Source organism: Pseudomonas sp. PsB, from assembly GCF_043658375.1.
In the GTDB taxonomy this organism is placed as follows: Bacteria; Pseudomonadota; Gammaproteobacteria; order Pseudomonadales; family Pseudomonadaceae; genus Aquipseudomonas; species Aquipseudomonas putida_Z.
This window is the reverse complement of sequence record NZ_JBIGLU010000001.1, coordinates 1-25,512: the sequence shown is the minus strand read 5'-3', so window position 1 is coordinate 25,512 and position 25,512 is coordinate 1. Positions and strand designations below refer to the sequence as shown.

The 25,512-nt window shown below is 62.9% G+C and carries 22 protein-coding genes and 1 pseudogene; 4 read left to right on the top strand and 19 right to left on the bottom strand.

Going from position 1 to position 25,512, the window contains the following annotated elements; all coding sequences use genetic code 11:
* Window positions 1-201: 201 nt before the first annotated feature.
* Complete coding sequence (locus ACGLHT_RS00115) at window positions 202-1,431, top strand: nucleoside recognition domain-containing protein (RefSeq protein ID WP_085619011.1); 1,230 nt, start codon at window positions 202-204, stop codon at window positions 1,429-1,431.
* A 142-nt stretch (window positions 1,432-1,573) separates the two neighbouring features.
* On the opposite strand, the gene ACGLHT_RS00110 is transcribed toward ACGLHT_RS00115, so the two are convergent.
* The 9 genes from ACGLHT_RS00110 to ACGLHT_RS00070 form a co-directional block, all read right to left on the bottom strand.
* Window positions 1,574-2,191, bottom strand: coding sequence for an ABC-type transport auxiliary lipoprotein family protein (locus tag ACGLHT_RS00110; protein WP_137162722.1), 618 nt, complete (start codon window positions 2,189-2,191; stop codon window positions 1,574-1,576).
* Complete coding sequence (locus ACGLHT_RS00105) at window positions 2,188-3,126, bottom strand: MlaD family protein (protein ID WP_025337238.1); 939 nt, start codon at window positions 3,124-3,126, stop codon at window positions 2,188-2,190. Before ACGLHT_RS00105 ends, ACGLHT_RS00110 begins: the two co-directional genes overlap by 4 nt.
* A gap of 3 nt (window positions 3,127-3,129) precedes the next feature.
* On the bottom strand, window positions 3,130-3,921 hold the full coding sequence (locus tag ACGLHT_RS00100) for an ABC transporter ATP-binding protein (RefSeq protein ID WP_015268492.1): 792 nt from the start codon (window positions 3,919-3,921) through the stop codon (window positions 3,130-3,132).
* Window positions 3,918-5,051 (bottom strand): ABC transporter permease, encoded by a 1,134-nt coding sequence (locus ACGLHT_RS00095; protein ID WP_137162723.1) that lies wholly within the window; start codon window positions 5,049-5,051, stop codon window positions 3,918-3,920. The genes ACGLHT_RS00100 and ACGLHT_RS00095 overlap by 4 nt, the downstream gene beginning before the upstream one ends.
* A gap of 217 nt (window positions 5,052-5,268) precedes the next feature.
* Window positions 5,269-6,291, bottom strand: coding sequence for a DUF5924 family protein (locus tag ACGLHT_RS00090; protein ID WP_015268494.1), 1,023 nt, complete (start codon window positions 6,289-6,291; stop codon window positions 5,269-5,271).
* A 123-nt stretch (window positions 6,292-6,414) separates the two neighbouring features.
* Window positions 6,415-7,821: a pitrilysin family protein gene (locus ACGLHT_RS00085; RefSeq protein WP_274079000.1), complete on the bottom strand. Its 1,407-nt coding sequence runs from the start codon at window positions 7,819-7,821 to the stop codon at window positions 6,415-6,417.
* Window positions 7,822-7,851: 30 nt separating this feature from the next.
* Window positions 7,852-9,510 (bottom strand): Na/Pi cotransporter family protein, encoded by a 1,659-nt coding sequence (locus ACGLHT_RS00080; RefSeq protein ID WP_274079001.1) that lies wholly within the window; start codon window positions 9,508-9,510, stop codon window positions 7,852-7,854.
* Between the two features lie 345 nt (window positions 9,511-9,855).
* A complete protein-coding gene (locus tag ACGLHT_RS00075; protein ID WP_137162727.1) occupies window positions 9,856-10,626 on the bottom strand; it encodes a TerC family protein in 771 nt (256 codons plus the stop codon).
* Window positions 10,627-10,697: 71 nt separating this feature from the next.
* The gene (locus ACGLHT_RS00070) at window positions 10,698-12,005 is read right to left on the bottom strand and encodes a CitMHS family transporter (protein WP_015268498.1); all 1,308 of its coding nucleotides are present in this window, start codon (window positions 12,003-12,005) and stop codon (window positions 10,698-10,700) included.
* Window positions 12,006-12,272: 267 nt separating this feature from the next.
* Here ACGLHT_RS00070 and ACGLHT_RS00065 point away from each other — a divergent pair, with 267 nt between their 5' ends.
* The gene (locus tag ACGLHT_RS00065) at window positions 12,273-12,674 is read left to right on the top strand and encodes a GFA family protein (RefSeq protein WP_085619023.1); all 402 of its coding nucleotides are present in this window, start codon (window positions 12,273-12,275) and stop codon (window positions 12,672-12,674) included.
* Window positions 12,675-12,800: 126 nt separating this feature from the next.
* On the opposite strand, the gene ACGLHT_RS00060 is transcribed toward ACGLHT_RS00065, so the two are convergent.
* The 10 genes and pseudogenes from ACGLHT_RS00060 to ACGLHT_RS00015 all read right to left on the bottom strand — a co-directional run bounded on the left by ACGLHT_RS00060 (window position 12,801) and on the right by ACGLHT_RS00015 (window position 22,628).
* Complete coding sequence (locus ACGLHT_RS00060; RefSeq protein WP_025337245.1) at window positions 12,801-14,756, bottom strand: DUF4105 domain-containing protein; 1,956 nt, start codon at window positions 14,754-14,756, stop codon at window positions 12,801-12,803.
* A complete protein-coding gene (locus ACGLHT_RS00055) occupies window positions 14,753-15,073 on the bottom strand; it encodes a DUF2388 domain-containing protein (protein ID WP_003256970.1) in 321 nt (106 codons plus the stop codon). Before ACGLHT_RS00055 ends, ACGLHT_RS00060 begins: the two co-directional genes overlap by 4 nt.
* A 36-nt stretch (window positions 15,074-15,109) precedes the next feature.
* On the bottom strand, window positions 15,110-15,403 hold the full coding sequence (locus ACGLHT_RS00050; protein WP_137162728.1) for a DUF2388 domain-containing protein: 294 nt from the start codon (window positions 15,401-15,403) through the stop codon (window positions 15,110-15,112).
* A gap of 88 nt (window positions 15,404-15,491) precedes the next feature.
* Window positions 15,492-15,809 (bottom strand): annotated as a pseudogene (locus ACGLHT_RS00045) (DUF2388 domain-containing protein).
* Window positions 15,810-16,116: 307 nt separating this feature from the next.
* Window positions 16,117-16,332: a DUF1127 domain-containing protein gene (locus ACGLHT_RS00040; RefSeq protein ID WP_003256968.1), complete on the bottom strand. Its 216-nt coding sequence runs from the start codon at window positions 16,330-16,332 to the stop codon at window positions 16,117-16,119.
* 392 nt (window positions 16,333-16,724) lie between these two features.
* Window positions 16,725-18,218 (bottom strand): acetyl-CoA hydrolase/transferase family protein, encoded by a 1,494-nt coding sequence (locus ACGLHT_RS00035; protein WP_013970344.1) that lies wholly within the window; start codon window positions 18,216-18,218, stop codon window positions 16,725-16,727.
* Window positions 18,219-18,404: 186 nt separating this feature from the next.
* A complete protein-coding gene (locus tag ACGLHT_RS00030; RefSeq protein WP_015268505.1) occupies window positions 18,405-19,841 on the bottom strand; it encodes an NAD(P)(+) transhydrogenase (Re/Si-specific) subunit beta in 1,437 nt (478 codons plus the stop codon).
* Between the two features lie 2 nt (window positions 19,842-19,843).
* Window positions 19,844-20,158: an NAD(P) transhydrogenase subunit alpha gene (locus tag ACGLHT_RS00025; RefSeq protein ID WP_003256966.1), complete on the bottom strand. Its 315-nt coding sequence runs from the start codon at window positions 20,156-20,158 to the stop codon at window positions 19,844-19,846.
* 11 nt (window positions 20,159-20,169) lie between these two features.
* Window positions 20,170-21,291 (bottom strand): Re/Si-specific NAD(P)(+) transhydrogenase subunit alpha, encoded by a 1,122-nt coding sequence (locus ACGLHT_RS00020; protein WP_015268506.1) that lies wholly within the window; start codon window positions 21,289-21,291, stop codon window positions 20,170-20,172.
* A 437-nt stretch (window positions 21,292-21,728) separates the two neighbouring features.
* Window positions 21,729-22,628, bottom strand: coding sequence for a LysR family transcriptional regulator (locus ACGLHT_RS00015; protein WP_274119900.1), 900 nt, complete (start codon window positions 22,626-22,628; stop codon window positions 21,729-21,731).
* Between the two features lie 161 nt (window positions 22,629-22,789).
* On the opposite strand from ACGLHT_RS00015, the gene ACGLHT_RS00010 reads away from it, so the two are divergent.
* Window positions 22,790-23,971 carry an acyl-CoA dehydrogenase gene (locus ACGLHT_RS00010; RefSeq protein ID WP_003252907.1) on the top strand — a complete coding sequence of 394 codons (1,182 nt, stop codon included), beginning with the start codon at window positions 22,790-22,792 and terminating at the stop codon, window positions 23,969-23,971.
* Window positions 23,972-23,985: 14 nt separating this feature from the next.
* Window positions 23,986-25,206, top strand: coding sequence for a CaiB/BaiF CoA-transferase family protein (locus ACGLHT_RS00005; RefSeq protein WP_274079005.1), 1,221 nt, complete (start codon window positions 23,986-23,988; stop codon window positions 25,204-25,206).
* Window positions 25,207-25,512: the final 306 nt, after the last annotated feature.

Genomic DNA, 25,512 nt, shown 5'->3' with positions numbered 1-25,512 from the left:
CTCGCGGACCCTTTTCTCGAGGCCTGCGCGATCCCTGTGGGAGCGGGCTTGCCCGCGAACACCGGCGAAGCCGGTGCCATCCACCGCGTTGCCTACTTCGCGGGCACGCCCGCTCCCACAGTGTCCTGTGTCAGGTCTGCGGTCTCCAGCCTTACGCCCCGATACGCTATCATTCGGGCATTTTTCAGGGGGAACACACGGATGCTCAACGGCCTTTGGCTTGGCTTTTTCCTGGTGGCGGCAGTGTCCGCCCTGGCCCAATGGCTGGTAGGCGGCAACGCCGGCATCTTCGCGGCGATGGTCGAGAGCATCTTTGCCATGGCCAAGCTGTCGGTCGAGGTGATGGTGCTGCTGTTCGGCACGCTGACCCTGTGGCTGGGCTTTCTCAAGATCGCCGAGAAGGCTGGCATCGTCGAGTGGCTGGCCAAGGTGCTCGGCCCGCTGTTTGCCCGGCTGATGCCGGAAGTTCCGCCCGGCCACCCGGCCCTGGGCCTGATCACCATGAACTTCGCCGCCAACGGCCTGGGCCTGGACAACGCCGCCACGCCGATCGGCCTGAAGGCCATGCGCGCACTGCAGGAGCTGAACCCCAGCAGCACCACGGCGAGCAACGCGCAGATCCTGTTCCTGGTGCTCAACGCCTCGTCGCTGACGCTGCTGCCGGTGACCATCTTCATGTACCGGGCCCAGCAAGGCGCGGCGGACCCGACCATGGTGTTCCTGCCCATCCTGTTGGCCACCAGCGTCTCGACCCTGGTCGGCCTGCTGTCGGTGGCGGTGATGCAGCGCCTGCGCCTGTGGGACCCGGTAGTTCTCGCCTACCTGATCCCCGGTGCATTGCTGCTGGGCGGCTTCATGGCCTTTCTCGGCACCCTCTCGGCAGCCGCGCTGGCCAGCCTGTCGTCGATCCTGGGCAACCTCACGTTGTTTGGCGTGATCATCCTGTTCCTGGTGATCGGCGCCTTGAAGCGGGTGAAGGTGTATGAAGCCTTTGTCGAAGGCGCCAAGGAAGGCTTCGATGTGGCCAAGGGCCTGTTGCCTTACCTGGTGGCGATGCTGGTGGCGGTGGGTGTATTGCGGGCCTCAGGCGCCCTGGAGCTGGCCTTGGACGGCATTCGCCATGCGGTGACCTGGCTGGGCCTGGACACCCGCTTCGTCGAAGGCCTGCCCACGGCACTGGTCAAGCCGTTCTCCGGCAGTGCGGCGCGGGCGATGCTGATCGAGACCATGCAGACCCACGGTGTGGACAGCTTCCCGGCGCTGGTAGCGGCGACGATTCAGGGGAGTACCGAAACCACCTTCTACGTGCTGGCGGTTTACTTTGGTGCGGTGGGTATCCAGCGTGTGCGCCATGCCGTCGGTTGCGCATTGCTGGCGGAGTTGTCCGGTGTGATCGCGGCGATCTTCGTCTGCTACTGGTTCTTCGCCTGACGCGGACCGTTGTGGGAGCGGCCTTGCGTCGCGAAAGGGCCGCACAGCGGCCCCAGGATTTCGGCGCTCATGCAAGAATGCCCGGGGCCGCTTCGCGGCCCTTTCGCGACACAAGGCCGCTCCCACAAAAAGCAGGCAGGGTTCAGTGAGCAGGAACGCTGGCTGCTTGCGCAATGGTCCAACTCACCACCTGCCCGGTCAGCTGGTCGCAGGCCTTCCCGAAGCCGGCAACCACCGCTGACACCTGCTTGTCGGCCAGCGGCTGGCGGATTTCGAAGCGTTTGCTGGCCAGAATGCGTTGGCTGCGGCCCTGAACCAGACGTGCGTCATAGCGGATCACCACCTCCACCGCCCCACCCGCGCGGTATTCGGTCTGGAACGCCTGCAGCTCGCCAGCCAGCTCGTAGTCGGCCTGCAGGTTGCTATCGTCGGCGCTAAGGCGCTGTACCTGGCCGTCACGCTGGAAACCGTCGAGCAGGCGGTTGCGCAGCAGCACCGGTACTGCGTCGCTCCAGCGCGCGCCTTTGTAGCTGCTGACCACATCGCCCTGGGGAATTACGGCAATCCGCGGCCCGGCCAACACTTCGCTGGCCAGCGGCTTGTTCAGGCGTAATGACCAGTCCAGCGCCGGCGCCGTTCGGCCGGGCTGGTTCACCGGCAGACGGTACAGGTCGACGGGCTCGCTCTGCGGCAGGATCGAGCAGGCACTGGCCAGGCTCAGTGCGGCCGCCAGGGCCAGCAGGCGCAGCGACGGTTTCATGGTTGGAACTCCTTGTTGTTGTCGCGGCCGAGCAGGTAGCCGCTAGGGTCGGCCTCCAGTTGCCGGGAAATGCCTTTGAGTGCGTTGAGGGTTTCGCGCAGCTCGCGAATCGCCGGGGTCAGCTGGTTCAGGCCCTGGGCACCGTCGCCGATGGCTTCGCGGTTGTCCTCGAGCAGGCGGTTGATGGTGGCGGTGCTCTCGGCCAGTGACTGCATGGCCTGCTCGGCGCTGCCGATTGCCTGCTTGCCTTCGCTGCCCAGCAGGCCGTTGGCATTGCGCATCAGTGCCTGGGTTTCGGCCAGGGTGGCGCTGGCCTGCTTGCCCACCTGCACCAGTTGTTCGATGGCCTGGGTGATGCTGCCGTGCTGGCCAGCGAAGGCGCCGGTGGTCTTGTCGAGGTTGGACAGGGTGTTGCTGAGGTGGTCGATGTTGTCCTCGGAAAACATCTGGTTGGCGTTGTGCAGCAGCAGGTTGATGTTGGTCACCAGGTCGCTGCTGTCATTGAGCAGGCGCGAGATTGGCGAGGGCGATGCGATGATCACCGGCAGCTTGCCGTCCTTGCCTTTCAGCTCGGGGCTTTGTGGGGTGCCCCCGCTGAGCTGGATGAACGAGTTGCCGGTCACGCCGGCCAGGGTCAGCTTGGCCTGGGTGTCTTCCTTCACCGGGGTGTCAGCGCTCAGGCGCACCCGTGCCAGTACCCGGCGCGGGTCTTTCGGGTCCAGGCGCAGGGTGGACACGTCGCCTACCTTGATGCCGTTGTACTGCACCGGGCTGCCACGGGACAGGCCGGAGACGGCTTCGTTGAATACCACTTCGTAGTCCTTGAAGGCGTCGTCGACACTGGACTTGGCCAGCCACAGGCCGAACAGCATGGCACCGGCCACCACCAGGACGGTGACCAGGCCGATAAGAACGTGATGGGCTCGGGTTTCCATTGCTCAGCGCTCCTGCCCGGCACGGGTGGCGGCCTGCTCGGCTGCGCGCCCGCGTGGGCCATGAAAGTATTCTTGAATCCAGGCGTCGTTGGTCTGCTCGACCTCGGCCAGTGGGCCGGCCACCAGGACCTTCTTCTGCGACAGCACGGCGATGCGGTCGGTAATGGTGTACAGGGTGTCGAGGTCGTGGGTGATGAGGAACACCGACAGGCCCAGGGCGTCACGCAGGGTCAGGATCAACTGGTCGAAGGCGGCGGCGCCGATCGGGTCCAGGCCAGCGGTGGGTTCGTCGAGGAACAGGATGTCCGGGTCAAGTGCCAGGGCACGGGCCAGCGCGGCGCGCTTGATCATGCCCCCCGACAGCGAGGCCGGGTACTTGTCGGCGGCCGAGATCGGCAGCCCGGCCAGGGCCAGCTTCACTCCGGCCAGGTGCTCGGCATCGGCGCGGGACAGCCCGGCGTGCTCGATCAGCGGCAACGCCACGTTTTCGGTGACGGTCAGCGAAGAGAACAGCGCGCCCTTCTGGAACAGCACGCCGAAGCGCCGCTCGACCAGTGAGCGCTGCTCTTCGCGCAGGCCGGCCAGGTCCTGGCCGAACACCTTGATCTGCCCTTCGTCGGGCCGCCGCAGGCCGACGATGCTGCGCAGCAGCACCGACTTGCCGCTGCCCGACCCGCCGACCACGGCGAGGATCTCGCCGCGATACAGGTCGAGGTCGAGGTTTTCGTGCACGCTCTGGCGGCCGAAGCGGTTGCAGATGCCGCGGGCCTCGATCACGCGTTCCTGGCCACTCACCAGCCCATCTCCATGAAGAACAGTGCGGCCACCGCATCCAGCACGATGACCACGAATATCGACTGCACCACCGCCGAGGTGGTGTGTGTGCCCACCGATTCGGCGCTACCGCTGACCTTGAAGCCTTCCAGGCAGCCGATGGCGGCGATCAGGAAGGCGAAGAACGGTGCCTTGGCCAGGCCGACCAGGAAGTGCTGCACGCCGATGTCGCTTTGCAGCAGCGACAGGAACATGGCTGGCGAGATATCCAGTGACAGCGCGCACACCACCGCACCGCCGACGATGCCACAAATCATCGCGATGAAGGTCAGCAAGGGCAGCGAAATCAACAGCGCCAGCACGCGCGGCACCACCAGCATCTCCATGGGGTTCAGGCCAAGGGTGCGGATGGCATCGATTTCCTCGTTGGCCTTCATCGAGCCGATCTGCGCGGTGAACGCGCTGGCGGTGCGGCCGGCCATGAGGATAGCGGTCAGCAGCACGGCGAACTCGCGCAGGAACGAGAATGCCACCAGGTCGACGGTGAAGATGGTCGCGCCGAAATCTGCCAGCACCGTGGCGCCGAGGAAGGCCACCACCGCGCCCACCAGGAAGGTCAGCAGGGCGACGATGGGCGCGGCGTCCAGGCCGGTCTGTTCGATGTGCGCCACGACCGGGGTGAAGCGCCAACGATGAGGTTGCAGGGCGCGGCGCAGCAGGGTTTCGAGGATGAGGCCAACGAAGCCGAGCACCTGCATGGTGTCTTGCCACAAGGTACCGACGGCGCAGCCGATGCGTTCCAGCAGCAACAGCAGCACGTTACGCTCGGGCTCCTTGACCGGGATGCAGTAGTCCTGCACCGAGCAGTAGACGTTCTTGAGCAGGGCGCGGCTGGCTTCGGGCAGGCCGTGGGTGCAGCGCGACAGGCGCTCGGAGCCGAGCAGTTCGGCCAGCAGCGAGGCACCGGCGGTATCCAGGCGGCCCAGTTGGCTGAGGTCGGCGACGGTATCGGCAGCGTATTGGGCGCGCAGGTGCTCGCTCTCACGCTTGAGGCTGGCGTAGTGCGCCAGGGTCCAGTCACCGGTAATGCGCAGGCAGGCTGGTTGGCTACTGGTGTCCAGGGTGGCGCTGGGGGTGGTCATCGGCTCCATGCTACTGACTCGGCGCTAAGGCTTAGGGCCTGATCATAGCGCAGCGTGCATGGGCTGTTTGGTGATTATGTGCTGTGTGCGTATCTGCAGCAGGGACCTGTAGGAGCAGCCTTGTGCTGCGAAGGGGCCGCAAGCGCCGACTGGAATGGTCTGGCTGTACCGGCCCTTTCGCAGCACAAGGCTGCTCCTACACAGGGATTGCGCAAGGCAGGGATAACTACCCAGCCGGCGCGTCATCGACCACCTTGAAGCGCAGCACGCCGATGACCTGCCCATCTTCGGTCAGTACCCTCACCTGCCACTTGCCCACCGGGTTCGGCGGGAAGTTCTGCTTGTGGGTCCAGGCCCGGTAGCCTTCCTTGCGCCCGCCGTGGATGTCCAAGGCAATGCGGTCGACTTCCTGGCCGTCCTTTTGCCACACATGGTAGATCCGCTCGTTCAGGCCGCGTGGCGCGTTGATCGCGGTGTAGGCGTACAGGCCGCTGCTACGGATGCGGCTGGCGGCAATTTCGTGCAGCGAATCGCCCGGCTGGCGGTTCAGCACTTCGGTGCTGACCGCCACTTCGGTCATCCACAGGGTCGCTGGCGGCACCCAGGAACGCAGCAGCCAGCCCCCGCCGCCGACCGACAGGGTGACCAGCACCAGGGCCACGGCGCGGCGCCAGTTGTTGATCGGGAAGCTGCTGGCCAGGCTGGGGAACGACAGGGCCATGGCTGCAATCAGGGCCAGCTTGAAGCTTTGCGCTGTGGTCAGGTGCAGGATGATCGGCAGCGCGGTCAGCAGGGCGGCGAACAGGGTCAGGGTATGCAGCGCCAGGAACAGCCAGCGCCGCGGTGCCAGCCACTTGTAGTACAGCGGGTCGATGATCGAAATCAGCCCAGCGGCACCGAGCAGGCCGGTGAACACCAGTTGGCCGCTGTTCCAGGTGGTGGTGATGAAGAAGAACGGCAGTACGAAGAACAGTGATTCCTGGTGGATCATCTGCGTCGCGTAGCGCAGCAATGGCTGCGGTATTTCGCGGTTGAAGGTGCGCGCGAACAGGCCGGTGAGGGTGTTTTCCAGCATCAGCCAGAGCCAGCTGACCAGCATGAGCACAGCTACCCAGCTGGCCAGGCCAGCCTGACGATCGACCAAGATGAAACTGCCGATGCCGGAGAGGAAACCACCGAGCGCGATGATGCCGGGGTAGCGTTTGAGCAGTTCGATGATGCGCTGGACGATGTGGGGGATTTGGGGCATTGGGGGCTACAACAGAAAGGATATGGTGGCTGTGCCGGCCTCTTCGCGGGTGAACCCGCTCCTACAGGGACCGCGTTGCGATACCCTTGAAGGGGCCGGTACTGGCAAAAGGATACCGTCGTTTCACTGCTCGCGTGTAGCACCGCTCGGTTTTTCCGGACCATGCCGACGCCAGCGCAACAGCCCCGCTGCCAGGATCAGCCCCAACAGCAAGGCAACCAGCCCGTAGAGCTCATCATAGCCAAGCAATGGTTTCTCGATACGCACATAGCCATCTTCCTTGAGCAGTTCCTTCAGCGCCTCGTTGGCCTGCGCCAGGCTGACCTGGCGCAGCTTGCGCACCGGGTTGACGAAACGCCCGTCGCTATAGTCGTTCAGCGCGCCCCAGTAGTAGTCGGCCAAGGCACTGTTGCCCTGGGTGCTCCAGCTTTCCTTGGCGACGCTGGCGTACTTGATGCGCTCGAAGGTATCCGGGTCGAGGCCTTCCTTGCGCAGGTGGTCGAACAATTTCTGCATCACCTCGACCGCCTGGTCGATATCATCGCGCTCCAGGTCGGCATTGAGGCTTAGCAGGCCGGTGTCGCCGAAGCTTTCGCGTTTTGCCGAAGGGCCGTAGGACAACCCGTTGCGCAGGCGCAGCTGGTCGTACAGCGCCCAGTCCAGGTAGTGCGACAGCAGGTCGAGGGTGGCCTGGTGGTCGTTGTCCAGCACCGGCTCGACGAACAGCCAGTGCAGCTTGACGCTGTCGCCCAGCCAGCCGCGGGTCAGGTCGCGGCGCTGTGCAGCTTGCTGGCCAATGCTTTCCAGGGTGCGGCGCTCCTCCGGCTCGGTGGCGGGCAGTTCGCCAAAGGTGCGCTCCAGGTAGGCCGGCAGCAGGCGGTCGAGGCCGCCGACCACGATCAGGGTCATGTTGTTAGCCGCGTACCAGCGGTCACGCAAGGTGTTCACCTGCTCCAGGGTCATGTCGTCAAGGTTGGAGCGCTCCGGGCATTTCAGGCCCAGCTCGGTGGCCAGCTGGTCACTGGCGGGGTGGCCGATGTCCTGCCGGTCGAGCCAGCGCTGCAGGTGGCCATAGTGGCCGCCATCCTCGCGCTCGATGATGCGCTTGGCGGTGGCCAGGGCCTTGGCATCGATGCGGGTGTCGTGGATCACCGCCAGCAGCAGGTCGAGGATTTTGCGCTGATTGCGCGCCGGGGCTTCGATGACGAAGGTGGTGTCGGCGCTGCTGGTGTAGGCATTCCACTCGCCGCCCAGCGATTGCAGGCGCTCTTCCAGGCCGCCCTCGCCGGTTTCGTCGATGCCGCTGAACAGCAGGTGTTCGAGCAGGTGCGGCAGCTCTTTCTGCTCGCAATTGAAGTCATCCAGGCCGACGCCGACCACCAGGCGAATCGCCACATGGTCACGTTCATAACCGTTTTTCAGGATGACCTGCAGGCCGTTGGGCAACAGGTAACCTTCAACCCGCGAGCGGTCGAGGGCGAATGAGGGCAGGCTGCAGATCAGCAGGCAAACGAACATCAGGCAACGCATGGGCGAGCTTGGGTCCTCAGGTAGGCGAAATCACGGCAGACGGGCTTCGTCCGGCACGCTGTCGAGCATCAGCCCGCCCGTGTCCGAGCCGCCCAGTACCACATAGGCACTGCTACAGAACAAAGAGTTCAACCGTTTCATGTCGGCGATCAGCTCCAAGTGTAGCGAACTGGTCTCGATACTTTGCACTACCTTGCGCTGCAAGCGGCTGACATGGGCGTGGGCAAGGCGCCGTTCCTGGGCGCGAAAACGGCGTTTTTCCCGCAGCAGCAAGCGGGCGCTTTCCGGGTCGGCACTGAGGAACACCGACAAGCCCAGGCGCAGGTTGGCCAGCAGCTGTTCCTGCAAGCCGGTCAGCTCTTCCAGGCCCACCTGGGAGAACTCCCGGCGTTGGCTGGTTTTCTGCTGTTGGACCTTGCGCAGCATGCGCTCGATCAGGTCGCAGGCCAGCTTGAGGTTGATCGCCAGTTCGATGATTTCTGCCCAGCGGCGGTTGTCTTGTTCGCTGAGGTCTTCACGCGACATCTGCGCCAGATACAGCTTGATCGCACTGTACAAGGCTTCGGCGTCCTCGCCGAGGGCGCGAACCTGCTGCGGCAAGGCGGCCTGGGTACCGCGCAGGGCACCGAGCATGGCTTCGAGCAGGCTGTCGACGATATCGCCCAGGCGCAGGGTTTCGCGGGAGGCGTTGGCCAGGGCCAGGCTGGGTGTTTCCAGCGCCGAGGTGTCGAGATGGCGCGGGCGAATCTGGCCGTTGCCGTTTTCCCGTTCGGGCAGCAGGGTGTTGCACAGCCGGCCCATGGGTTTGACCGTGGGCAGCATGATCAGGCAACGCAGCGTGTTGTAGAGCAGGTGGAAGCCGATGACCAGCTCCTGTGGGCTGAAGCTCAGTGAGTCCATCCAGCCCACCAGCGGGTGCAACACGGGGATGATCAGCAGCAGACCGATCAGCTTGTACAGCAGGCTGCCCAAAGCCACCCGGCGTCCGGCGGCGTTTTGCATGCTGGTGCTGATGAAGGCCAGCAGCCCGCTACCGATGTTGGCGCCCACCACCAGGCCGATGGCCACCGGCAGGCTGATCACTTCGGCACCGGCCAGCGTTGCGGTGAGCAGCACGGCCGCCAGGCTGGAATAGGAAATCATGGCGAACAGAGCGCCGACCAAGGCGTCGAGCATGATGTCACCGGTCAGCGAGGCGAACAGCACCTTCACGCCTTGGGCGTGGGTAATCGGCGTAGCTGCCTGCACGATCAGCTCCAATGCCAGGATGATCAGGCCAAGCCCGATGCCTACCCTGCCCAGCTGGCCGGCCCTCGTCTGTTTGCGTGAGAGGAAGAAGATAACACCCAGGAAGATCAGCAGCGGCGACAGCCAGGACAGGTCCAGGGTCAGCACCCGGGCCATCAGCGCGGTACCCACGTCGGCGCCGAGCATGATTGCCAAGGCCGGGGTCATGGCCATCAGGCCCTGGCCGACGAACGAGGTGACGAGCATGGCGGTGGCGTTGCTGCTTTGCACCATGGCCGTGACCAGAATGCCGGCGACGAACGCCAGCGGGCGTTTGCTCATGTTGTGGCTGATGATGCGCCGCAGGCTCGAGCCGAATACCCGAAGGATGCCGGTACGCACGATGTGGGTGCCCCAGACCAGAAGCGTAACGGCCGAGAGCAGGTTGAGCAGGGTCAGCATGGCGACGGCCCCCTGTTGCATTGGCCCAGAGGGCCAAGAGACGAAGCGTGAGCGTTTGAAGAATTTTCAGTGCTCACTCAAAGCTTTAGTTGTTTTGCGGAGCTGTCGCCAGCTTCGCATGGCTGCCATTTATTTGAAACACACTGGAAATGAATGATTGCCTGTGCCGGCCTCTTCGCGGGCACGCCCGCTCCCACAGATACCACACCACCCTCAGGGCCTGTGATATCCCTGTGGGAGCGGGCGTGCCCGCGAAGAGGCCAGTACAGCAAATGGCAGAATTCAGTAATCCGGGCATGAAAAAGGGCCCAGCGAAGGGCCCTTTGTGTCCTGCACTTCCTGATCTTATTGACCCGGAATGTCCTTGCGCAGTTTCACCGGTTCATGGTCTTTGCCGTTCTTGCGGGCCAAGGCAGTGCGCATGCGGATGTTGATGGCTTCCACCGCCAGCGAGAACGCCATGGCGAAGTAGACGTAGCCCTTTGGTACATGCACGTCGAAAGCTTCGGCGATCAGCACGGTACCGACCACGATCAGGAACGACAGTGCGAGCATCTTCAGCGACGGGTGCTTGTCGATGAAGTCGCTGATGGTGCCGGCGCACAGCATCATCACCAGCACGGCGACGATGATCGCGGCGATCATCACCGGTACGTGGGACACCATGCCCACCGCAGTGATCACCGAGTCCAGCGAGAACACGATGTCGATGATGGCGATCTGGATGATGGTGTAGAAGAACTTGCCACCCGCGCCTTTCGGCTCTTCCGGGTTCTCGTCTTCGCCTTCCAGGCCGTGGTAGATCTCTTGCGAGCTTTTCCACAGCAGGAACAGGCCACCAAAGAACAGGATCAGGTCTCGGCCGGAGATGCCCTGGCCCAGGACCACGAACAGGTCGGCGGTAAGGCGCATGACCCAGGTGATCGACAGCAGCAGCATGATACGGGTGACCATGGCCAGGGCCAGACCGAAGATCCGGGTGCGCGGCTGCATGTGCTTGGGCATGCGGCTGACCAGAATCGAGATCATGATGATGTTGTCGATACCGAGGACGATCTCAAGCGCGGTAAGGGTGAAAAAGGCAACCCAGATTTCCGGGCTGGTCAGCCATTCCATGTGTTTTCCTTCGAACGGTAAAGGCGACGCGCCCGGATCAGGGCGCGTCGCGTTAGGGAAATACGCGTTTATTAAAGACTACTGAACAGCGGGAAAATGCCCATCAGCAGCGCGGCGAGCATTATGCACAGGCACACCAGCACTGCCCACTTCAAGGTGAAGCGCTGATGATCGCCGAACTCGATGCCGGCCAGGGCCACCAGCAGGTAGGTGGAGGGTACCAAGGGGCTGAGCAGGTGCACCGGCTGCCCGACGATCGACGCACGGGCCATTTCCACCGGGCTGATGCCGTAGTGGCTGGCAGCTTCGGCCAGCACCGGGAGCACGCCGTAGTAGAACGCGTCGTTGGACATGAAGAAGGTGAACGGCATGCTCACGATCGCGGTGATCACCGCCAGGTATGGGCCCAGCGCCTCGGGGATGACCGACAGCAGGCTCTTGGACATGGCGTCGACCATACCGGTGCCCGACAGGATGCCGGTGAAGATGCCGGCGGCAAAGATCAGCCCGGTGACCGCCAGCACGCTGCCGGCGTGGGCGGCGATGCGGTCTTTCTGCTGCTGCAGGCACGGGTAGTTGACGATCATGGCGATGCTGAAGGCGATCATGAACAGTACTGGCAGCGGCAGCACGCCGGCAATCAGCGCGACCATCAGGGCAGCGGTCAGGGCGCCGTTGAAGTACAGCAGTTTTGGCCGGCGCGCGTCCGGGTACTGCGAAACAGTGATTTCGCTGTGGTCGATGTCGTCGGTGGGCAGGTGCAACTCGCCCAGGCGGGCACGTTCGCGCTTGCCGTACATGTAGGCGATGGCCAGGATCGCCAGCACGCCGAACAGCATGGCCGGGATCATCGGCACGAAGATGTCCGACGGGTCCACGTGCAGGGCGCTGGCGGCGCGGGCGGTCGGGCCACCCCAGGGGGTCATGTTCATCACCCCGCCGGCGAGAATGATCAGGCCGGCCATGATCCGCGGGCTCATGCCCAGGCGGCTGTACATCGGCAGCATGGCGGCGCAGCAGATCATGTAGGTGGTGGCGCCGTCACCGTCGAGCGAGACCACCAGGGCCAGTACTGCGGTGCCGACGGAGACTTTCAGCGGGTCACCCTTGACCAGCTTGAGGATCTTGCGCACGGCCGGGTCGAACAGGCCGGAGTCGATCATCAGGGCGAAATAGAGGATGGCGAACATCAGCATCACGCCGGTAGGTGCGAGCTTGCTGATGCCCTCGAGCATCATCGGGCCAATCTTGGCGGAAAAACCGCCGAACAGGGCGAACAGGATCGGTACCAGGATCAGCGCGATCAAGGCCGACAGGCGCTTGGTCATGATCAGGTACATGAAGGTGATGACCATGGCAAAGCCGAGGAAGGTCAGCATGGCAATACTCCAGGCGTGGCGCGGCGAAAGGAACGTCGATTCGGGCGGATCAGCGCGTTTGGCGCTGTGCTGGGAGCATGCGGAGGGGGGCTACGGAAAGTCGGGCACAGGAATACATCAGAATCACCATTGTTGTTGTTGATTGGGCCGGGCGCGGTGGATACCGGGTGCCCTGGCTGACCGGTCTTGTGCCGGTAGTGGGGGCTATCCTATGAGGGCAAGCTTTCAGCCAGCTTTCGCCGAAGCAAAGGCGACGAGAGGTAGGTGATGCAGGATGTGACCGAGGGTGGCTGCCATTGTGGCGCCTTACGTTATCGGTTGGAGGGCGACCTGACGGACATTGCCCATTGCCATTGCTCGATCTGCCGGCGGGTCAGCGGCGGGCTGGTGGTGACCTGGCTCACCGTGCCCCGCTCGGGGTTCCGGTGGCTTGCGGGCGAGCCGAACTGCTATGTGGCGCCGGCCAGTTGCAGCCGGTACTTCTGCGGGCATTGCGGGGCGCATGTGGCGTTGGTGACTACACATAGCCCGGAGACGGTGGATGTGACGGTGGCGACGCTGGACCACCCGGAACGCGTCAGGGCCAACCGGCATATCTGGGTGGGTAGCCGGTTGCCTTGGTTGCATCTGGACGAGGATTTGCCTTCGGAGGCGGAGGAGAACCTGTAAGAGATTGTGTTGGTGCTGCTGGCCCTATCGCCGGCAAGCCAGCTCCCACAGGTACCCCACCACCTTCAGACCTGTGGGGATCTTGTGGGAGCTGGCTTGCCGGCGATAGGGCCGGTACAGCCGTACTTACAACTGCAGGCCACCTGCAGCCTTGTGCAATGCCCGCAGATGCTCGCCCACCTGCTTCACATTGGCTTCCACCGCCGCAATCTCCCTGGCCCGCGACGGCTCCAGCAGCGCCCTCACCTCTTTGTCCAGGCTCGTGCTCAAGCGCAGCAATTGCGCTTGCCGCTCGCTGCTGACTTGCTCCAGGTGCTTGCGCTCCTGCGGCTGCGGCAGCCCGTAGCCCTTGCTATCGAGCAATTCTGCCGGGCGGCTGAGGAAGCCACTGTTGGCAAGCATCTGCCTGAGGGTCGCATCGGCCTTGCTGACGCTGCCATCGTTCAGCGCGGCGGCGTTAAGGTAGCGCTGCTTGACTTCGTCCTGGGCCAGCAGCAGTTGCCGGCGCAAGCTGGCCTGTTCAAGCAGCAGCAAGGCGGCGCTGGTGCGCAGGTCGGCCTGGGCGAACCAGCCCCGCCGTTGCTCGGCGTCCAGGGCCAGCCAGTCCTCGACCTTGTCCTGCTTGATTGGCAACTGCTTCTTCAACACCTCGAACATGGCCTGGTAACGGTCGCGGTAGGAGTCGAAGCGATAACCCAGGCGCAGCGCCTCGCGGGGGTCGTCGAGCACGCTGGTGTCGGCCAGCCCCCTGCCCTTGAGCACAGCCAGCAAGCCATTGGGCATGATGCTGTCGAGGTCGTTCAGGCGTGGGTTGGCGGTGCCGCTGCGCAGCAGCTTCAACGACTCTACTGCGCAGTTGTTGGACAGGAACCAGTAGTTGCCATCGTAGCTCCAGTGCATTTCGGCGGCCTGACGCACCAGGTTCTCGATCTCGTCGCGGTCGAGCCGCAAGGGCACCGAGGCCAGGCTGCGCAGTTCGGTCTTGGTGTACTCGTCGATCACCTGGCCCAGCGGCAGCACGAACAGGCGCGAGGGGTAGGCACCGACCAGGCCGTCCCAGCTGGAAAGCTGCACATCGTTGACGAAGGCGCGGTACGACAGCACCAGGCTCTGGTCGAGGTCCAGGCGGCAGTCCGGCCCGCGTGGGCGGCCCGGCTTGCAGATCACCAGGCGCAGCATGCTGTGGCCCCAGCGGCTGACCAGGTTCTGGTTGGCTTCGGCCAGCAGGTAGTCCACCTCATAGACCCGCTCGGGGTCGATTTCGCCCAGCGGTTGGCGGGCGAAGTCGCTGCCGGCATTGATGAACGGCAGGCCCTTGGCGCAGCTGTCCTGCTGCGGTGCCCAGCCGAAGTGTTCGCGCAGGTACTGGTTCAGCGCCGGACGGCGGCAGCCGTAGCTCGGGTCGAGGAGGAAGTACTCCATGTTGACCGCGATGTACTCCTTGGGGCTGCTCAGTTCATAGCTGTCGGGGCTGCGCACGAACTGGCCGTTGTGCTGCTCGCGCTCGCCGCGTCGGCCCACGTACTGCTGCCAGCCGGCCAGGTCGAGCAGGCGCGGGTCGTCGCTGAGGGTGAAGCGGCGCTCGGCCTGGCCACGGCATGCTTCGGGCAGGCCGACCTTGCCCAACGTACCTTGCTGGCGCTTGCAACGGGCGATCAGCGCGTTCTCGGCGCTGGGCCACAGCCGGGCGCGGTCGTAGATATGGGTGAGTTCGTGCAGCACGGTGGCCAGCAGTTCTTCTCGCACCGTGCCATGCGGGCGGTTGGTGCGCTCGGTGGCAGCACTGCCATCGGTGAGGCTGGGCAGCAGGCGGCGATTGAGTTCGAGGGTAGATACCAGCGATGCCTGGCCATAGGCGTCGGCCTGCATGTTGTCGCTCCAGCTGACCCGCACCCGGCGATTCAGCTGTTGCTTGAAGCGAGGGGGCAGCTTGCCCATGGCTTCGTCGAGCAGAGCCTGAGTGGCTTGGGCCTGCTGCGAGTCAAGGCCGGACGCCTGCAGCTCGAGCTGCAGGTCGGCCAGGGCGGGCGTGCCGAGCAGCGTCAGGGCGCAGCCGAGCAGCCAGGCGCGCACGCGGTTCACAGCGCGAGGATGGCTTCAGCCAGTACCTGGTCGCTGGCGTCGCGCGCTTGCGGCACGCGCTCGCGCAGGGTGTTGAAGGCGGCCTCGAGCTGGGCGCCGCGGATGTCACCGTTGCTGGCGACAAAGCTGGCGGCGTCGTCATGGGCTTCGCGCACCACTTTGGAATCGCGGATCGAGGTGGTGGTGTCAGAGGTGAAATCGATCGAACGGCCAAAGGCTCGCACGATGATATTGCTGGTGGCCACCAGGGTCTGTGCCTGGGCCAGGTCGGCCAGCAGCAGCATGCCGAGGGTAGCGGCAATCAGCGGTTTACGCATGGAGCATCTCCGAAAAATACAGGGAGTCAGATGTAATTATTGGACGAGAATTGCCTGCGCCAGTTCCAGATCGCCGACGGTATGCCGTGCGCAATTGTGGCGTAGTGATTCCAGTGCTGCCTCCAGCCGCGCACCGCGGATCTGGCCGTCGCTGGCGACGAAGGCAGCGGCATCGTCCTGGGCCTGGCGGACCAGTTTGCGGTCGAACGGTGCGGTGGTGACCTGGCTGGTGACATAGCCGGTGATGACCAGGCTTTGCGTAGTGGTATCCATGGCATGGGCGCTGGCCATGCCAACAACGCAGAACAGCAACGGCAACAGATAACGCATGGGCTCTACAACAGCTGGAAACGTGGGCGGCAATGGTGAGTACGGCTGTGCTGGTGGTGACCAGCACAGCTGAACGGCTCAGCCGGGGTCAGAGCGCCAGGATGGCCTGGGCCAGTTGCGCGTCGCTGGCCTGCAGGGCTGGCATCTGCGAGCGGATGTGCAGGAAAGCGCTTTCCAGCTTGGCACCGCGGATGTCGCCCTGGCTGCCAACGAAGCTGGCGGCGTCGTCACGGGCGGCCTAGACAATCTTGTCGTCACGGAACGAGGAGGAAATATCGGAAGTGGCATCGGTGGACGCGGCCACTGCGCCAACGACGGCGTCGGTGGTGACAACGAAGCTGGTGGCGTTTGCGGTGCCGGCCAGGCTCAGCATCAGGGCGGCGCCAATCAGGTATTTACGGGACATGATCGTGGACTCCTGGACTAGGGTCGGGTGGTTCTGCTTTATCGGACGCTCGCACAGCTCGTCGCGGTACTTTTTCAACAGTGCGTTCTACCAGACTGTTACGGCAAGCGTATCACGCGCCGGTGTTTCTGGATGTTAATGAACGGCGTGCCAATAAACTGTTATGGTTAGTTTTTGGATTTTTTAAACTGTACAGGTGTGCTTGCAAAAGGCTCTACCATGCCGCCTGCAAACAAAAAACCCGTCGCAGTCACCTGCAACGGGTTTCGGGAATTCGCGGTGCCGGCCGAAGCCGGCAAGCCGGAGCTTAGCGCCAGAAAGGCTTGCTCAGCTCTTCGTAACGCTGCGACTCGCTGATACCGGCGTCGGCCAGCAGGCGGGCGTCCAGGCGAGCCAGTTGACGGCGGCTGGCCATGCGGCGCTGCCACAGCAGCAAGGTGGACAGAGCGCGCAGAGGCAGCGAAGCGTTGGATTGTTGGGCGTTGCTTTCAAAAACCAGACCGGAACTGAGGGTACGTTCCATGATGTTTCATCCTTCCGCTTATGGCGGGATTAGGTAGTGATTTAACTGATGCCAATGATCCTCCTCTGTCGTCCATAACAGTAGATACAGTTCGGTTGAAAGACGATGGTCCAGTTAACTGTGTAAGCCTACTGTTGCACTCGAAACTGGCGTAACTGTACTGGTACGCCCTTTTTTGGTGCGCTCTGGCTTCGGAGAAGGGTTTTTTCAGGCGGAAGCGCTGAAAATTACCAGTACAGTAGTACAGTTTTGTTCAAAAATAAGTGATGGCTGTAATGCTTGCCCCTGTAGGAGCGGCCTTGTGTCGCGAAAGGGCCGCAAAGCGGCCCCAGGATTACAGAATACAGACCGGAACAGCGGAAGCAGGGCCGCCGTTCCGTACCACATCTGGATCAGCTAGCCAGCATGCGCCCGGTTTCTTCCAGGTTCTCATGCCAGCTCAGGGCTTCGCGCAGGATGTGCGGGGTGTGGCCGCCACGCTGGCAGGCGCGATCGAAGTAGTCGTTCAGCGCTGCGCGGTAGTCCGGGTGCACACAGTTGTCGATGATCGCCCGGGCGCGCTCACGTGGCGCCAGGCCACGCAGGTCGGCCAGGCCTTGCTCGGTGACCAGGATGTCAACGTCGTGCTCGGTATGGTCGACATGGCTGACCATCGGCACCACGCTGGAAATCGCGCCACCCTTGGCAATCGACTTGGTGACGAACACGGCCAGGTGGGCGTTACGGGCGAAGTCACCCGAGCCGCCGATGCCGTTCATCATCTTGGTGCCGCAGACATGGGTGGAGTTGACGTTGCCGTAGATGTCGAACTCCAGCGCGGTATTGATACCGATGATGCCCAGGCGACGGACCACTTCCGGGTGGTTGGAAATTTCTTGCGGGCGCAGAACCAGTTTGTCCTTGTAACGCTCCAGGTTGCCGAACACGTCGGCGTTGCGGCGGGTCGACAAGGTGATCGAGCTGCCCGAGGCGAAGCTCAGCTTGCCGGCGTCGATCAGGTCGAAGGTCGAATCCTGCAGTACTTCGGAGTACATGGTCAGGTCTTCGAACGGCGACTCGATCAGGCCGCACATCACTGCGTTGGCGATGCTGCCGATACCGGCCTGCAGCGGGCCAAGCTTGTTGGTCATGCGGCCAGCTTCGACTTCTTTCTTGAGGAAGTTGATCAGGTGGTCGGCGATGCCCTGGGTTTCGTCATCCGGCGGCAATACCGTGGACGGCGAGTCCGGCTGGTCGCTGATGACGATGCCGACGATCTTGGCCGGGTCGATCGGGATGGCGGTGCTGCCAATACGGTCGTCGACCTTGACCAGCGGGATTGGCGTGCGGGTCGGGCGGTAGGTCGGGATATAGATGTCGTGCAGGCCTTCGAGGTTGGTGTTGTGCGAGAGGTTGATCTCGACAATCACCTGTTTGGCGAAGATCGCGAAGCTGGCCGAGTTGCCCACCGAGGTGGTTGGCACGATGTGGCCCTGCTCGGTGATGGCCACGGCTTCGATGACCGCGATGTCCGGCAGCTTCAGCTGCTGGTTGCGCAGCTGCTCGACGGTTTCCGACAGGTGCTGGTCGATGAACATCACCTGGCCGTCGTTGATGGCCTTGCGCAGGGTGCTGTCGACCTGGAACGGCATGCGGCGAGCCAGCACGCCGGCCTCGGTCAGTTGCTTGTCCAGGTCGTTGCCCAGGCTGGCGCCGGTCATCAGGCTGATTTTCAGTGGCGACTGCTTGGCACGTTCGGCCAGTGCATGTGGTACGGCCTTGGCTTCGCCGGCGCGGGTGAAACCGCTCATGCCGACGGTCATGCCGTCCTCGATCAGACCAGCGGCATCAGCCGCACTCATTACCTTGCTGTGCAGGGAGGACAAGCGGATACGATCACGGTACATGGATTGTTATCTCGGGCTACTGAAACTACTGCAGCGCAGTCTAGAGACTTCGCCCCTTGCCGTCCCACGACCATGGTCGTATGAGAAGCCTTGGAATAGAGCCGTTGATCCGGATCAATAAAAGAAAAGCCCCGGCAGATTCTGACCGGGGCTTCCTTTATATCAGCTGGTTTGCAGCGGCCGTTGTCACTCCACCGCCTTGACCATGTCTTCGATGACCTTCTTGGCGTCGCCGAACACCATCATGGTCTTGTCGAGATAGAACAGTTCGTTGTCCAGGCCGGCATAGCCGCTGGCCATGGAGCGCTTGTTGACGATGATGGTCTTGGCCTTGAACGCTTCGAGGATCGGCATGCCGGCGATCGGCGACTTGGGATCGTTCTTCGCCGCCGGGTTGACCACGTCGTTGGCGCCCAGCACCAGCACCACATCGGCCTGGCCGAACTCGGCGTTGATGTCTTCCATCTCGAATACCTGGTCGTATGGCACTTCGGCCTCGGCCAACAGCACGTTCATGTGCCCGGGCATACGGCCCGCCACCGGGTGGATCGCGTACTTCACGGTCACGCCGTTGTGGCTCAGCTTCTCGGTCAGCTCCTTCAGCGCGTGCTGGGCGCGAGCCACCGCCAGACCGTAACCCGGGACGATGATCACGCTGTCGGCGTTGCTGAGCAGGAAGGTGGCATCGTCGGCAGAGCCGGACTTCACCGGGCGCTGCTCTTTGGAGCCTTGCGCCGCGCCGGCATCGGTATCACCACCGAAGCCACCGAGGATGACGTTGAAGAACGAACGGTTCATTGCCTTGCACATGATGTACGAGAGAATGGCACCGGACGAGCCGACAAGGGACCCTGCAATGATCAGCATCGAGTTGTTCAGCGAGAAGCCGATACCGGCCGCTGCCCAGCCCGAATAGCTGTTGAGCATCGACACCACCACCGGCATGTCGGCGCCCCCGATCGGAATAATGATCAGCACGCCCATGATGAAGGCCAAGACCAGCATCAGGGTGAAGGCACTGTAGTGGCCAGTGAAGGTGAACAGCAGGCCCAGGGCAATGGTGGTCAGGCCGAGGATCAGGTTCAGCTTGTGCTGGCCGGCGAACTGTACCGGTGCGCCCTGGAACAGGCGGAACTTGTACTTGCCCGACAGCTTACCGAAGGCGATCACCGAGCCGGAGAAGGTAATGGCACCGATGGCTGCGCCGAGGAACAGTTCCAGGCGGTTGCCGGTGGGGATCGGGTCGCTCATGGCGGCAACGATGCCCATCGATTGCGGTTCCAGCACCGCGGCGATGGCGATGAACACCGCTGCCAGGCCGATCATGCTGTGCATGAAGGCGACCAGTTCCGGCATCTTGGTCATCTCGACGCGCTTGGCCATGATCGAACCGGCGGTGCCGCCGACCAGCAGGCCAACGAGGACGTAGCCGATGCCAGCGGTAGCAAGCTCGGCCCCGAGCTTATATATGAGGCCGACCGTAGTGACGATGGCGATCCCCATGCCGATCATGCCGAACAGGTTGCCGCGCCGCGAGGTAGTCGGGTGCGACAGGCCCTTGAGCGCCTGGATGAAGCACACCGAGGCGACGAGGTAGAGGAGCGTTACCAGATTCATGCTCATGCTTACTTCTGCGCCTCGTTCTTGGTTTTCTTCTTGAACATCTCAAGCATGCGACGGGTGACCAGGAAGCCACCGAACACGTTGACCGCGGCCAGGGCCACCGCCAGGGTGCCCATCAGCTTGCCGGCCGGGGTCACCGTCAGGGCGGCGGCCAGCATGGCGCCGACGATGACGATCGCGGAGATGGCGTTGGTCACGGCCATCAGCGGCGTGTGCAGCGCCGGGGTGACGTTCCACACCACGTGGTAGCCCACATAAATGGCCAGCACGAAGATGATCAGGTTGTAGATGCCATGGGAAATCAGCATGTCTTCCATTGTCGTGCTCCTTAGCCGTTCTTGCGGACGACCTGACCATCACGGCACATCAGGCAGGCCGCGACGATGTCGTCTTCGAGGTTGATGACCAGCGCGCCGTCCTTGTCGAACAGCAGCTTCATGAAGTCCAGCAGGTTGCGTGCATACAGTGCCGAGGCATCGGCGCCCACCTGGGCCGGCAGGTTGGTCGGGCCGACGATGATCACCCCGTTCTCCTGTACCACCTGGTCGGCGACAGTCAGTGGGCAGTTGCCGCCTTGGGCTGCTGCGAGGTCGATGACCACCGAGCCGGGCTTCATCTGCGCGACGGTTTCGGCGCTGAGCAGGGTCGGCGCCTTGCGCCCCGGGATAAGCGCAGTGGTAATGACGATATCCGCCTGCTTGGCGCGCTCGTGCACGGCCTGGGCCTGGCGTTGCATCCAGCTGGCCGGCATCGGCCGGGCGTAACCGCCGACACCTTCGGCGCACTCGCGCTCTTCATCGGTTTCGTAGGGTACGTCGATGAACTTGGCGCCCAGCGACTCGATCTGCTCCTTCACGGCCGGGCGTACGTCGGACGCCTCGATCACTGCGCCCAGGCGCTTGGCCGTGGCAATGGCCTGCAGGCCGGCAACGCCCGCGCCCAGGATCAGCACGCGCGCGGCCTTGACGGTACCGGCGGCGGTCATGAGCATGGGCATGAAGCGTGGGTAGTGATGGGCAGCCAGCAACACCGCCTTGTAACCGGCGATGTTGGCCTGCGACGACAGCACGTCCAGGCTCTGCGCCCGCGAGGTGCGCGGCGCGGCTTCCAGGGCGAACGCGGTAATGCCGCGCTCGGCCATCTTGCCGATCAGCTCGCTGTTGAAGGGGTTGAGCATGCCCACCAGGAGGCTGCCACTGTTGATCAGGGCCAGTTCCTGGTCGTTGGGGGCGACCACTTTGAGCACCAATTGGGCGCCGTAGGCATCGGCTGCACTCCCCAGGGAAGCACCCACGGCCTCATAGGCACTGTCCGGAATGCTGGCATTGAGCCCTGCCCCCCGTTGGACGGTGACCTGATGGCCCTGGCCAATCAGTTTCTTGATGGTTTCCGGGGTCGCAGCGACCCTTGTCTCACCGGTCTGCGTCTCGAGAGGAACACCAATGTGCACGACTATTTCTCCTGCGGTGACCTTTTGTCTTTTTAAAAGCCAGCGTACTTCGGATGGTGCGCTGGGGCGGCTGTGGAGCGCCGACCCGCCGAATCCCGGGCGGGCGAAGCATTTTGCAGACGAAGCCAGAGGCCTTCAACCGGTTCTGGAGCGAAACGAAGTCAAAACTACAAGTCACCCTGTGACCGTATGTCGCAACGGTCAGGCTGCAGCCTGTCAAACATAGGCTATTGGCAGATTATGAGAAAAAAACAAAAATTTTGCGGTCAATTCGCTTACGGCTTGGTGAATGTCGCAAAATAACCCGCAAAGCCGCGCCGTAAGCAGGGTTAAAGCAGATTTTTGCACCCTGCATAACAGTTTATGTAGATGCGACAAATACATATATCTGTAGGTGTTCAAAATAATTGACTACGGAGTCAATTTGTCGCGCTTGCCTACGTCTTCGCCGTATACGCCTGGGCCTGGCTCACCAGCCAGTCGCGGAAGGCGCGCAGCGAAGCCGACTCCACCTTGCGCTCCGGAATCATCAGATAGTAGGCCTTGTCACTACTCAGGGCATGCCTGTTAGCGACCACCAACCTACCCTCCTCCAACTCGCGCTGGATCAGGAACGGTGGAATCAGGGCGATGCCCATCTCATGCATGGCCGCCTGGGCGAGCATCGAGAATAGTTCATAGCGCGGGCCTGTCATGTCGCGTTCCACATTCATGCCGACGCTGCCGAACCATTGCCGCCAGGCATAGGGGCGCGTGCTCTGCTGCAGCAGTGGCAGTTGGGCAATACGCTGCGCGTCGAGTGTGCCCTGCCCGCCCAGCAGCGCCGGGCTGCACACCGGTACCGGGTTTTCCCCCATCAGCCGGTGCGACTGGGTGCCGGACCAGTCGGCATCGCCGAAGTAGATAGCGGCATCGAAGGTGGTGTCGGCAAACAGGAATGGCCGGGTGCGGTTGGTGAGGTTGACCGTGACCTCCGGGTGGCGCTGCTGGAAGTCCTTGAGTCGCGGTAGCAGCCATTGGGTGCCGAAGGTGGGCACCACGGCCAACTCGATCACGTTGGCGCCCTGTTGGCGCATTACCGACAAGGTGTCGCGCTCTACCGCGTCCAGTTGGGCGGCCACCTGGCGGCTGTAGGAAAGGCCGGCTTCGGTCAGTTTCACGCCGCGGCGCGAGCGGCGGAACAGTTCCACATTAAGGAAGGCTTCCAGGCCGCCTATCTGCCGACAGACGGCACCCTGGGTCAGGGCGAGTTCCTGGGCGGCCTTGGTAAAGCTCTCGTGGCGCGCCGCCGCCTCGAAGCAAACCAGGGCGGCGGTACTGGGGATCTTGCGGCGCATGTACGTCAACCTCACTCGTAAGGCTGTCAATATGGCGTTTTGCCGATTTACGAAGTGACAAATTATCACTAATTGGTGCGCAATCCTCGTTTGTCCCGGCGGCCGATCAGGCCTAGGCTCAAAGGCACAAGAAACTGCCCCCTATTTCGAGGATTTCTCTCATGGCCGGTAAAGCAAGCTTCAACTGGATCGACCCGCTGCTGCTCGATCAGCAGCTCACTGAAGAAGAGCGCATGGTGCGTGACAGCGCTTATCAGTTCGCCCAGGACAAGCTGGCCCCGCGTGTGCTCGAGGCCTTCCGTCATGAACAGACCGACCCGGCAATCTTCCGTGAAATGGGTGAGGTCGGGTTGCTGGGCGCCACCATTCCCGAGCAATACGGTGGCAGTGGCCTGAACTATGTGTGCTACGGCCTGATTGCTCGCGAGGTAGAGCGCATCGACTCGGGTTACCGCTCGATGATGAGCGTGCAGTCGTCGCTGGTGATGGTGCCAATCAACGAATTCGGTACCGAGGCACAAAAGCAGAAGTACCTGCCCAAGCTGGCCAGCGGCGAGTGGATCGGTTGCTTCGGCCTGACCGAGCCCAACCATGGTTCCGACCCGGGTTCGATGATCACCCGTGCCCGGAAGGTCGACGGCGGCTACCGCCTGACCGGCAGCAAGATGTGGATCACCAACAGCCCGATCGCCGATGTATTCGTGGTCTGGGCCAAGGACGATGCGGGTGATATCCGCGGCTTTGTTCTGGAAAAGGGTTGGCAAGGTCTCAGTGCGCCGGCGATTCACGGCAAGGTTGGCCTGCGCGCCTCGATCACTGGCGAAATCGTCATGGACAACGTGTTCGTGCCGGAGGAAAACATCTTCCCGGATGTACGCGGCCTCAAAGGCCCGTTCACCTGCCTGAACTCCGCCCGCTATGGCATCTCGTGGGGGGCGCTGGGCGCTGCGGAAGCCTGCTGGCACACCGCGCGTCAGTACACCCTGGACCGTCAGCAATTCGGTCGCCCGTTGGCTGCCAACCAGTTGATCCAGAAAAAGCTGGCCGACATGCAGACCGAAATCACCCTGGCGCTGCAGGGCTGCCTGCGTCTGGGGCGGATGAAGGACGAAGGCACGGCTGCAGTGGAGATCACGTCGATCATGAAGCGCAACTCCTGTGGCAAGGCGCTGGATATTGCCCGCATGGCGCGCGACATGCTGGGTGGCAATGGCATTTCCGATGAGTTCGGCGTGGCTCGTCACCTGGTCAACCTGGAGGTGGTCAACACCTATGAAGGTACTCACGATGTGCATGCACTGATCCTGGGGCGTGCGCAGACCGGCATCCAGGCCTTCTATTGATAAGGAGCCAGCCCATGGGCGCGCTATCACATCTGCGGGTGCTGGACCTTTCTCGCGTGTTGGCCGGCCCATGGTCTGGCCAGATTCTCGCTGACCTTGGTGCTGATGTGATCAAGGTCGAGCGCCCTGGCAGTGGTGACGATACCCGCTCGTGGGGGCCGCCCTTCCTCAAGGATCCCGAGGGTGAGAACACCAGTGAGGCGGCCTATTACCTGTCGGCCAACCGCAACAAGCGCTCGGTTACCATCGACTTCACCCAGGCCGAGGGGCAGCGCCTGGTACGTGAGTTGGCGGCGAAGTCCGATATCGTCATCGAAAACTTCAAGGTAGGTGGGTTGGCTGCCTACGGCCTGGACTACCAGAGCCTGAAGGCGATCAACCCGCGGCTTATCTATTGTTCCATCACCGGGTTCGGCCAGACCGGGCCTTATGCAAGGCGCGCGGGTTATGACTTCATGATCCAGGGGTTGGGCGGGCTGATGAGCCTGACCGGCCGCCCGGAAGGTGAAGAAGGTGCGGGGCCGGTCAAGGTAGGGGTGGCGCTGACCGACATCCTTACCGGGTTGTATTCCACGGTGGCGATCCTCGCTGCCCTCGCCCATCGAGAGCAGACCGGAGTGGGCCAGCATGTCGACATGGCGTTGCTCGATGTGCAGGTGGCCTGCCTGGCGAACCAGGCGATGAACTACCTGACCACGGGCAACCCGCCTCGTCGCCTGGGTAATGCGCACCCTAATATCGTGCCTTATCAGGATTTTCCAACGGCGGATGGCGACTTCATCCTTACCGTGGGCAACGATAGCCAGTTCCGCAAGTTCGCCGAGGTGGCCGGGCAGCCGCAGTGGGCGGACGACCCGCGTTTCGTTACCAACAAGCTGCGGGTTGCCAACCGGGCCGAGCTGATTCCTCTGATTCGCCAGGCCACGGTGTTCAAGACCACAGCGCAGTGGGTGAGTCAGTTGGAGGCTGCAGGGGTGCCGTGCGGGCCTATCAATGACCTGGCGCAGATGTTCCAGGACCCGCAGGTGCTGGCGCGCGGATTGGCGGTGAGCATTCCGCATCCGTTGGCGGGGAGTGTGCCGCAGGTGGCGAGCCCGATACGGTTGTCGGAGACGCCGGTTGAGTACCGTCGGGCGCCGCCGTTGCTGGGTGAACATACCGAGGTGGTGCTGGAGGATGTATTGGGGCTGGATGCCGGTGAGGTGCAGCGGCTGCGCAGTACCGGTGTGCTTTAAGGGCGTTTGGCCTTGGTGAAAAGCGGGGAGGCCGTCAGGCCTCCCCGCTTAGCTTTTCAGCGATATCAAGGTTTCTTGAAATTAAGGGTTGACGCGGTTTCGAATCCCCTTATAATGCGCCCCACTTCTGACGTGGTCGAAGCGCAAAACTTGTTGAAAATCAATTAGTTAAGCGGTTCAGGTAGTATCAGGAGTGCTTCGGTCGAATGATCGGCAGCGGTTGAAATGGTGGTTGACAGCGCTTCTAAACGCTGTATGATTCGCCTCCCGCTACGAGAGATCGCAGCGAGTCAAGTGTTTGAAGCT

What these genes read in the sequence shown, in the direction of transcription:
- ACGLHT_RS00065 (WP_085619023.1), top strand. Translation starts at nt 12,273, where the DNA reads ATGCAGGATGTGACCGAGGGTGGCTGCCATTGTGGCGCCTTACGTTAT.
- ACGLHT_RS00005 (WP_274079005.1), top strand. Translation starts at nt 23,986, where the DNA reads ATGGGCGCGCTATCACATCTGCGGGTGCTGGACCTTTCTCGCGTGTTG.
- ACGLHT_RS00075 (WP_137162727.1), bottom strand. Translation starts at nt 10,626, where the DNA reads ATGGAATGGCTGACCAGCCCGGAAATCTGGGTTGCCTTTTTCACCCTT.
- ACGLHT_RS00050 (WP_137162728.1), bottom strand. Translation starts at nt 15,403, where the DNA reads ATGCGTTATCTGTTGCCGTTGCTGTTCTGCGTTGTTGGCATGGCCAGC.
- ACGLHT_RS00070 (WP_015268498.1), bottom strand. Translation starts at nt 12,005, where the DNA reads ATGCTGACCTTCCTCGGCTTTGCCATGGTCATCACCTTCATGTACCTG.
- ACGLHT_RS00035 (WP_013970344.1), bottom strand. Translation starts at nt 18,218, where the DNA reads ATGTACCGTGATCGTATCCGCTTGTCCTCCCTGCACAGCAAGGTAATG.
- ACGLHT_RS00010 (WP_003252907.1), top strand. Translation starts at nt 22,790, where the DNA reads ATGGCCGGTAAAGCAAGCTTCAACTGGATCGACCCGCTGCTGCTCGAT.
- ACGLHT_RS00115 (WP_085619011.1), top strand. Translation starts at nt 202, where the DNA reads ATGCTCAACGGCCTTTGGCTTGGCTTTTTCCTGGTGGCGGCAGTGTCC.
- ACGLHT_RS00080 (WP_274079001.1), bottom strand. Translation starts at nt 9,510, where the DNA reads ATGCTGACCCTGCTCAACCTGCTCTCGGCCGTTACGCTTCTGGTCTGG.
- ACGLHT_RS00040 (WP_003256968.1), bottom strand. Translation starts at nt 16,332, where the DNA reads ATGGAACGTACCCTCAGTTCCGGTCTGGTTTTTGAAAGCAACGCCCAA.
- ACGLHT_RS00030 (WP_015268505.1), bottom strand. Translation starts at nt 19,841, where the DNA reads ATGAGCATGAATCTGGTAACGCTCCTCTACCTCGTCGCCTCGGTGTGC.
- ACGLHT_RS00055 (WP_003256970.1), bottom strand. Translation starts at nt 15,073, where the DNA reads ATGCGTAAACCGCTGATTGCCGCTACCCTCGGCATGCTGCTGCTGGCC.
- ACGLHT_RS00025 (WP_003256966.1), bottom strand. Translation starts at nt 20,158, where the DNA reads ATGGAAGACATGCTGATTTCCCATGGCATCTACAACCTGATCATCTTC.
- ACGLHT_RS00090 (WP_015268494.1), bottom strand. Translation starts at nt 6,291, where the DNA reads ATGCCCCAAATCCCCCACATCGTCCAGCGCATCATCGAACTGCTCAAA.
- ACGLHT_RS00085 (WP_274079000.1), bottom strand. Translation starts at nt 7,821, where the DNA reads ATGCGTTGCCTGATGTTCGTTTGCCTGCTGATCTGCAGCCTGCCCTCA.
- ACGLHT_RS00015 (WP_274119900.1), bottom strand. Translation starts at nt 22,628, where the DNA reads ATGCGCCGCAAGATCCCCAGTACCGCCGCCCTGGTTTGCTTCGAGGCG.
- ACGLHT_RS00105 (WP_025337238.1), bottom strand. Translation starts at nt 3,126, where the DNA reads ATGGAAACCCGAGCCCATCACGTTCTTATCGGCCTGGTCACCGTCCTG.
- ACGLHT_RS00110 (WP_137162722.1), bottom strand. Translation starts at nt 2,191, where the DNA reads ATGAAACCGTCGCTGCGCCTGCTGGCCCTGGCGGCCGCACTGAGCCTG.
- ACGLHT_RS00095 (WP_137162723.1), bottom strand. Translation starts at nt 5,051, where the DNA reads ATGGAGCCGATGACCACCCCCAGCGCCACCCTGGACACCAGTAGCCAA.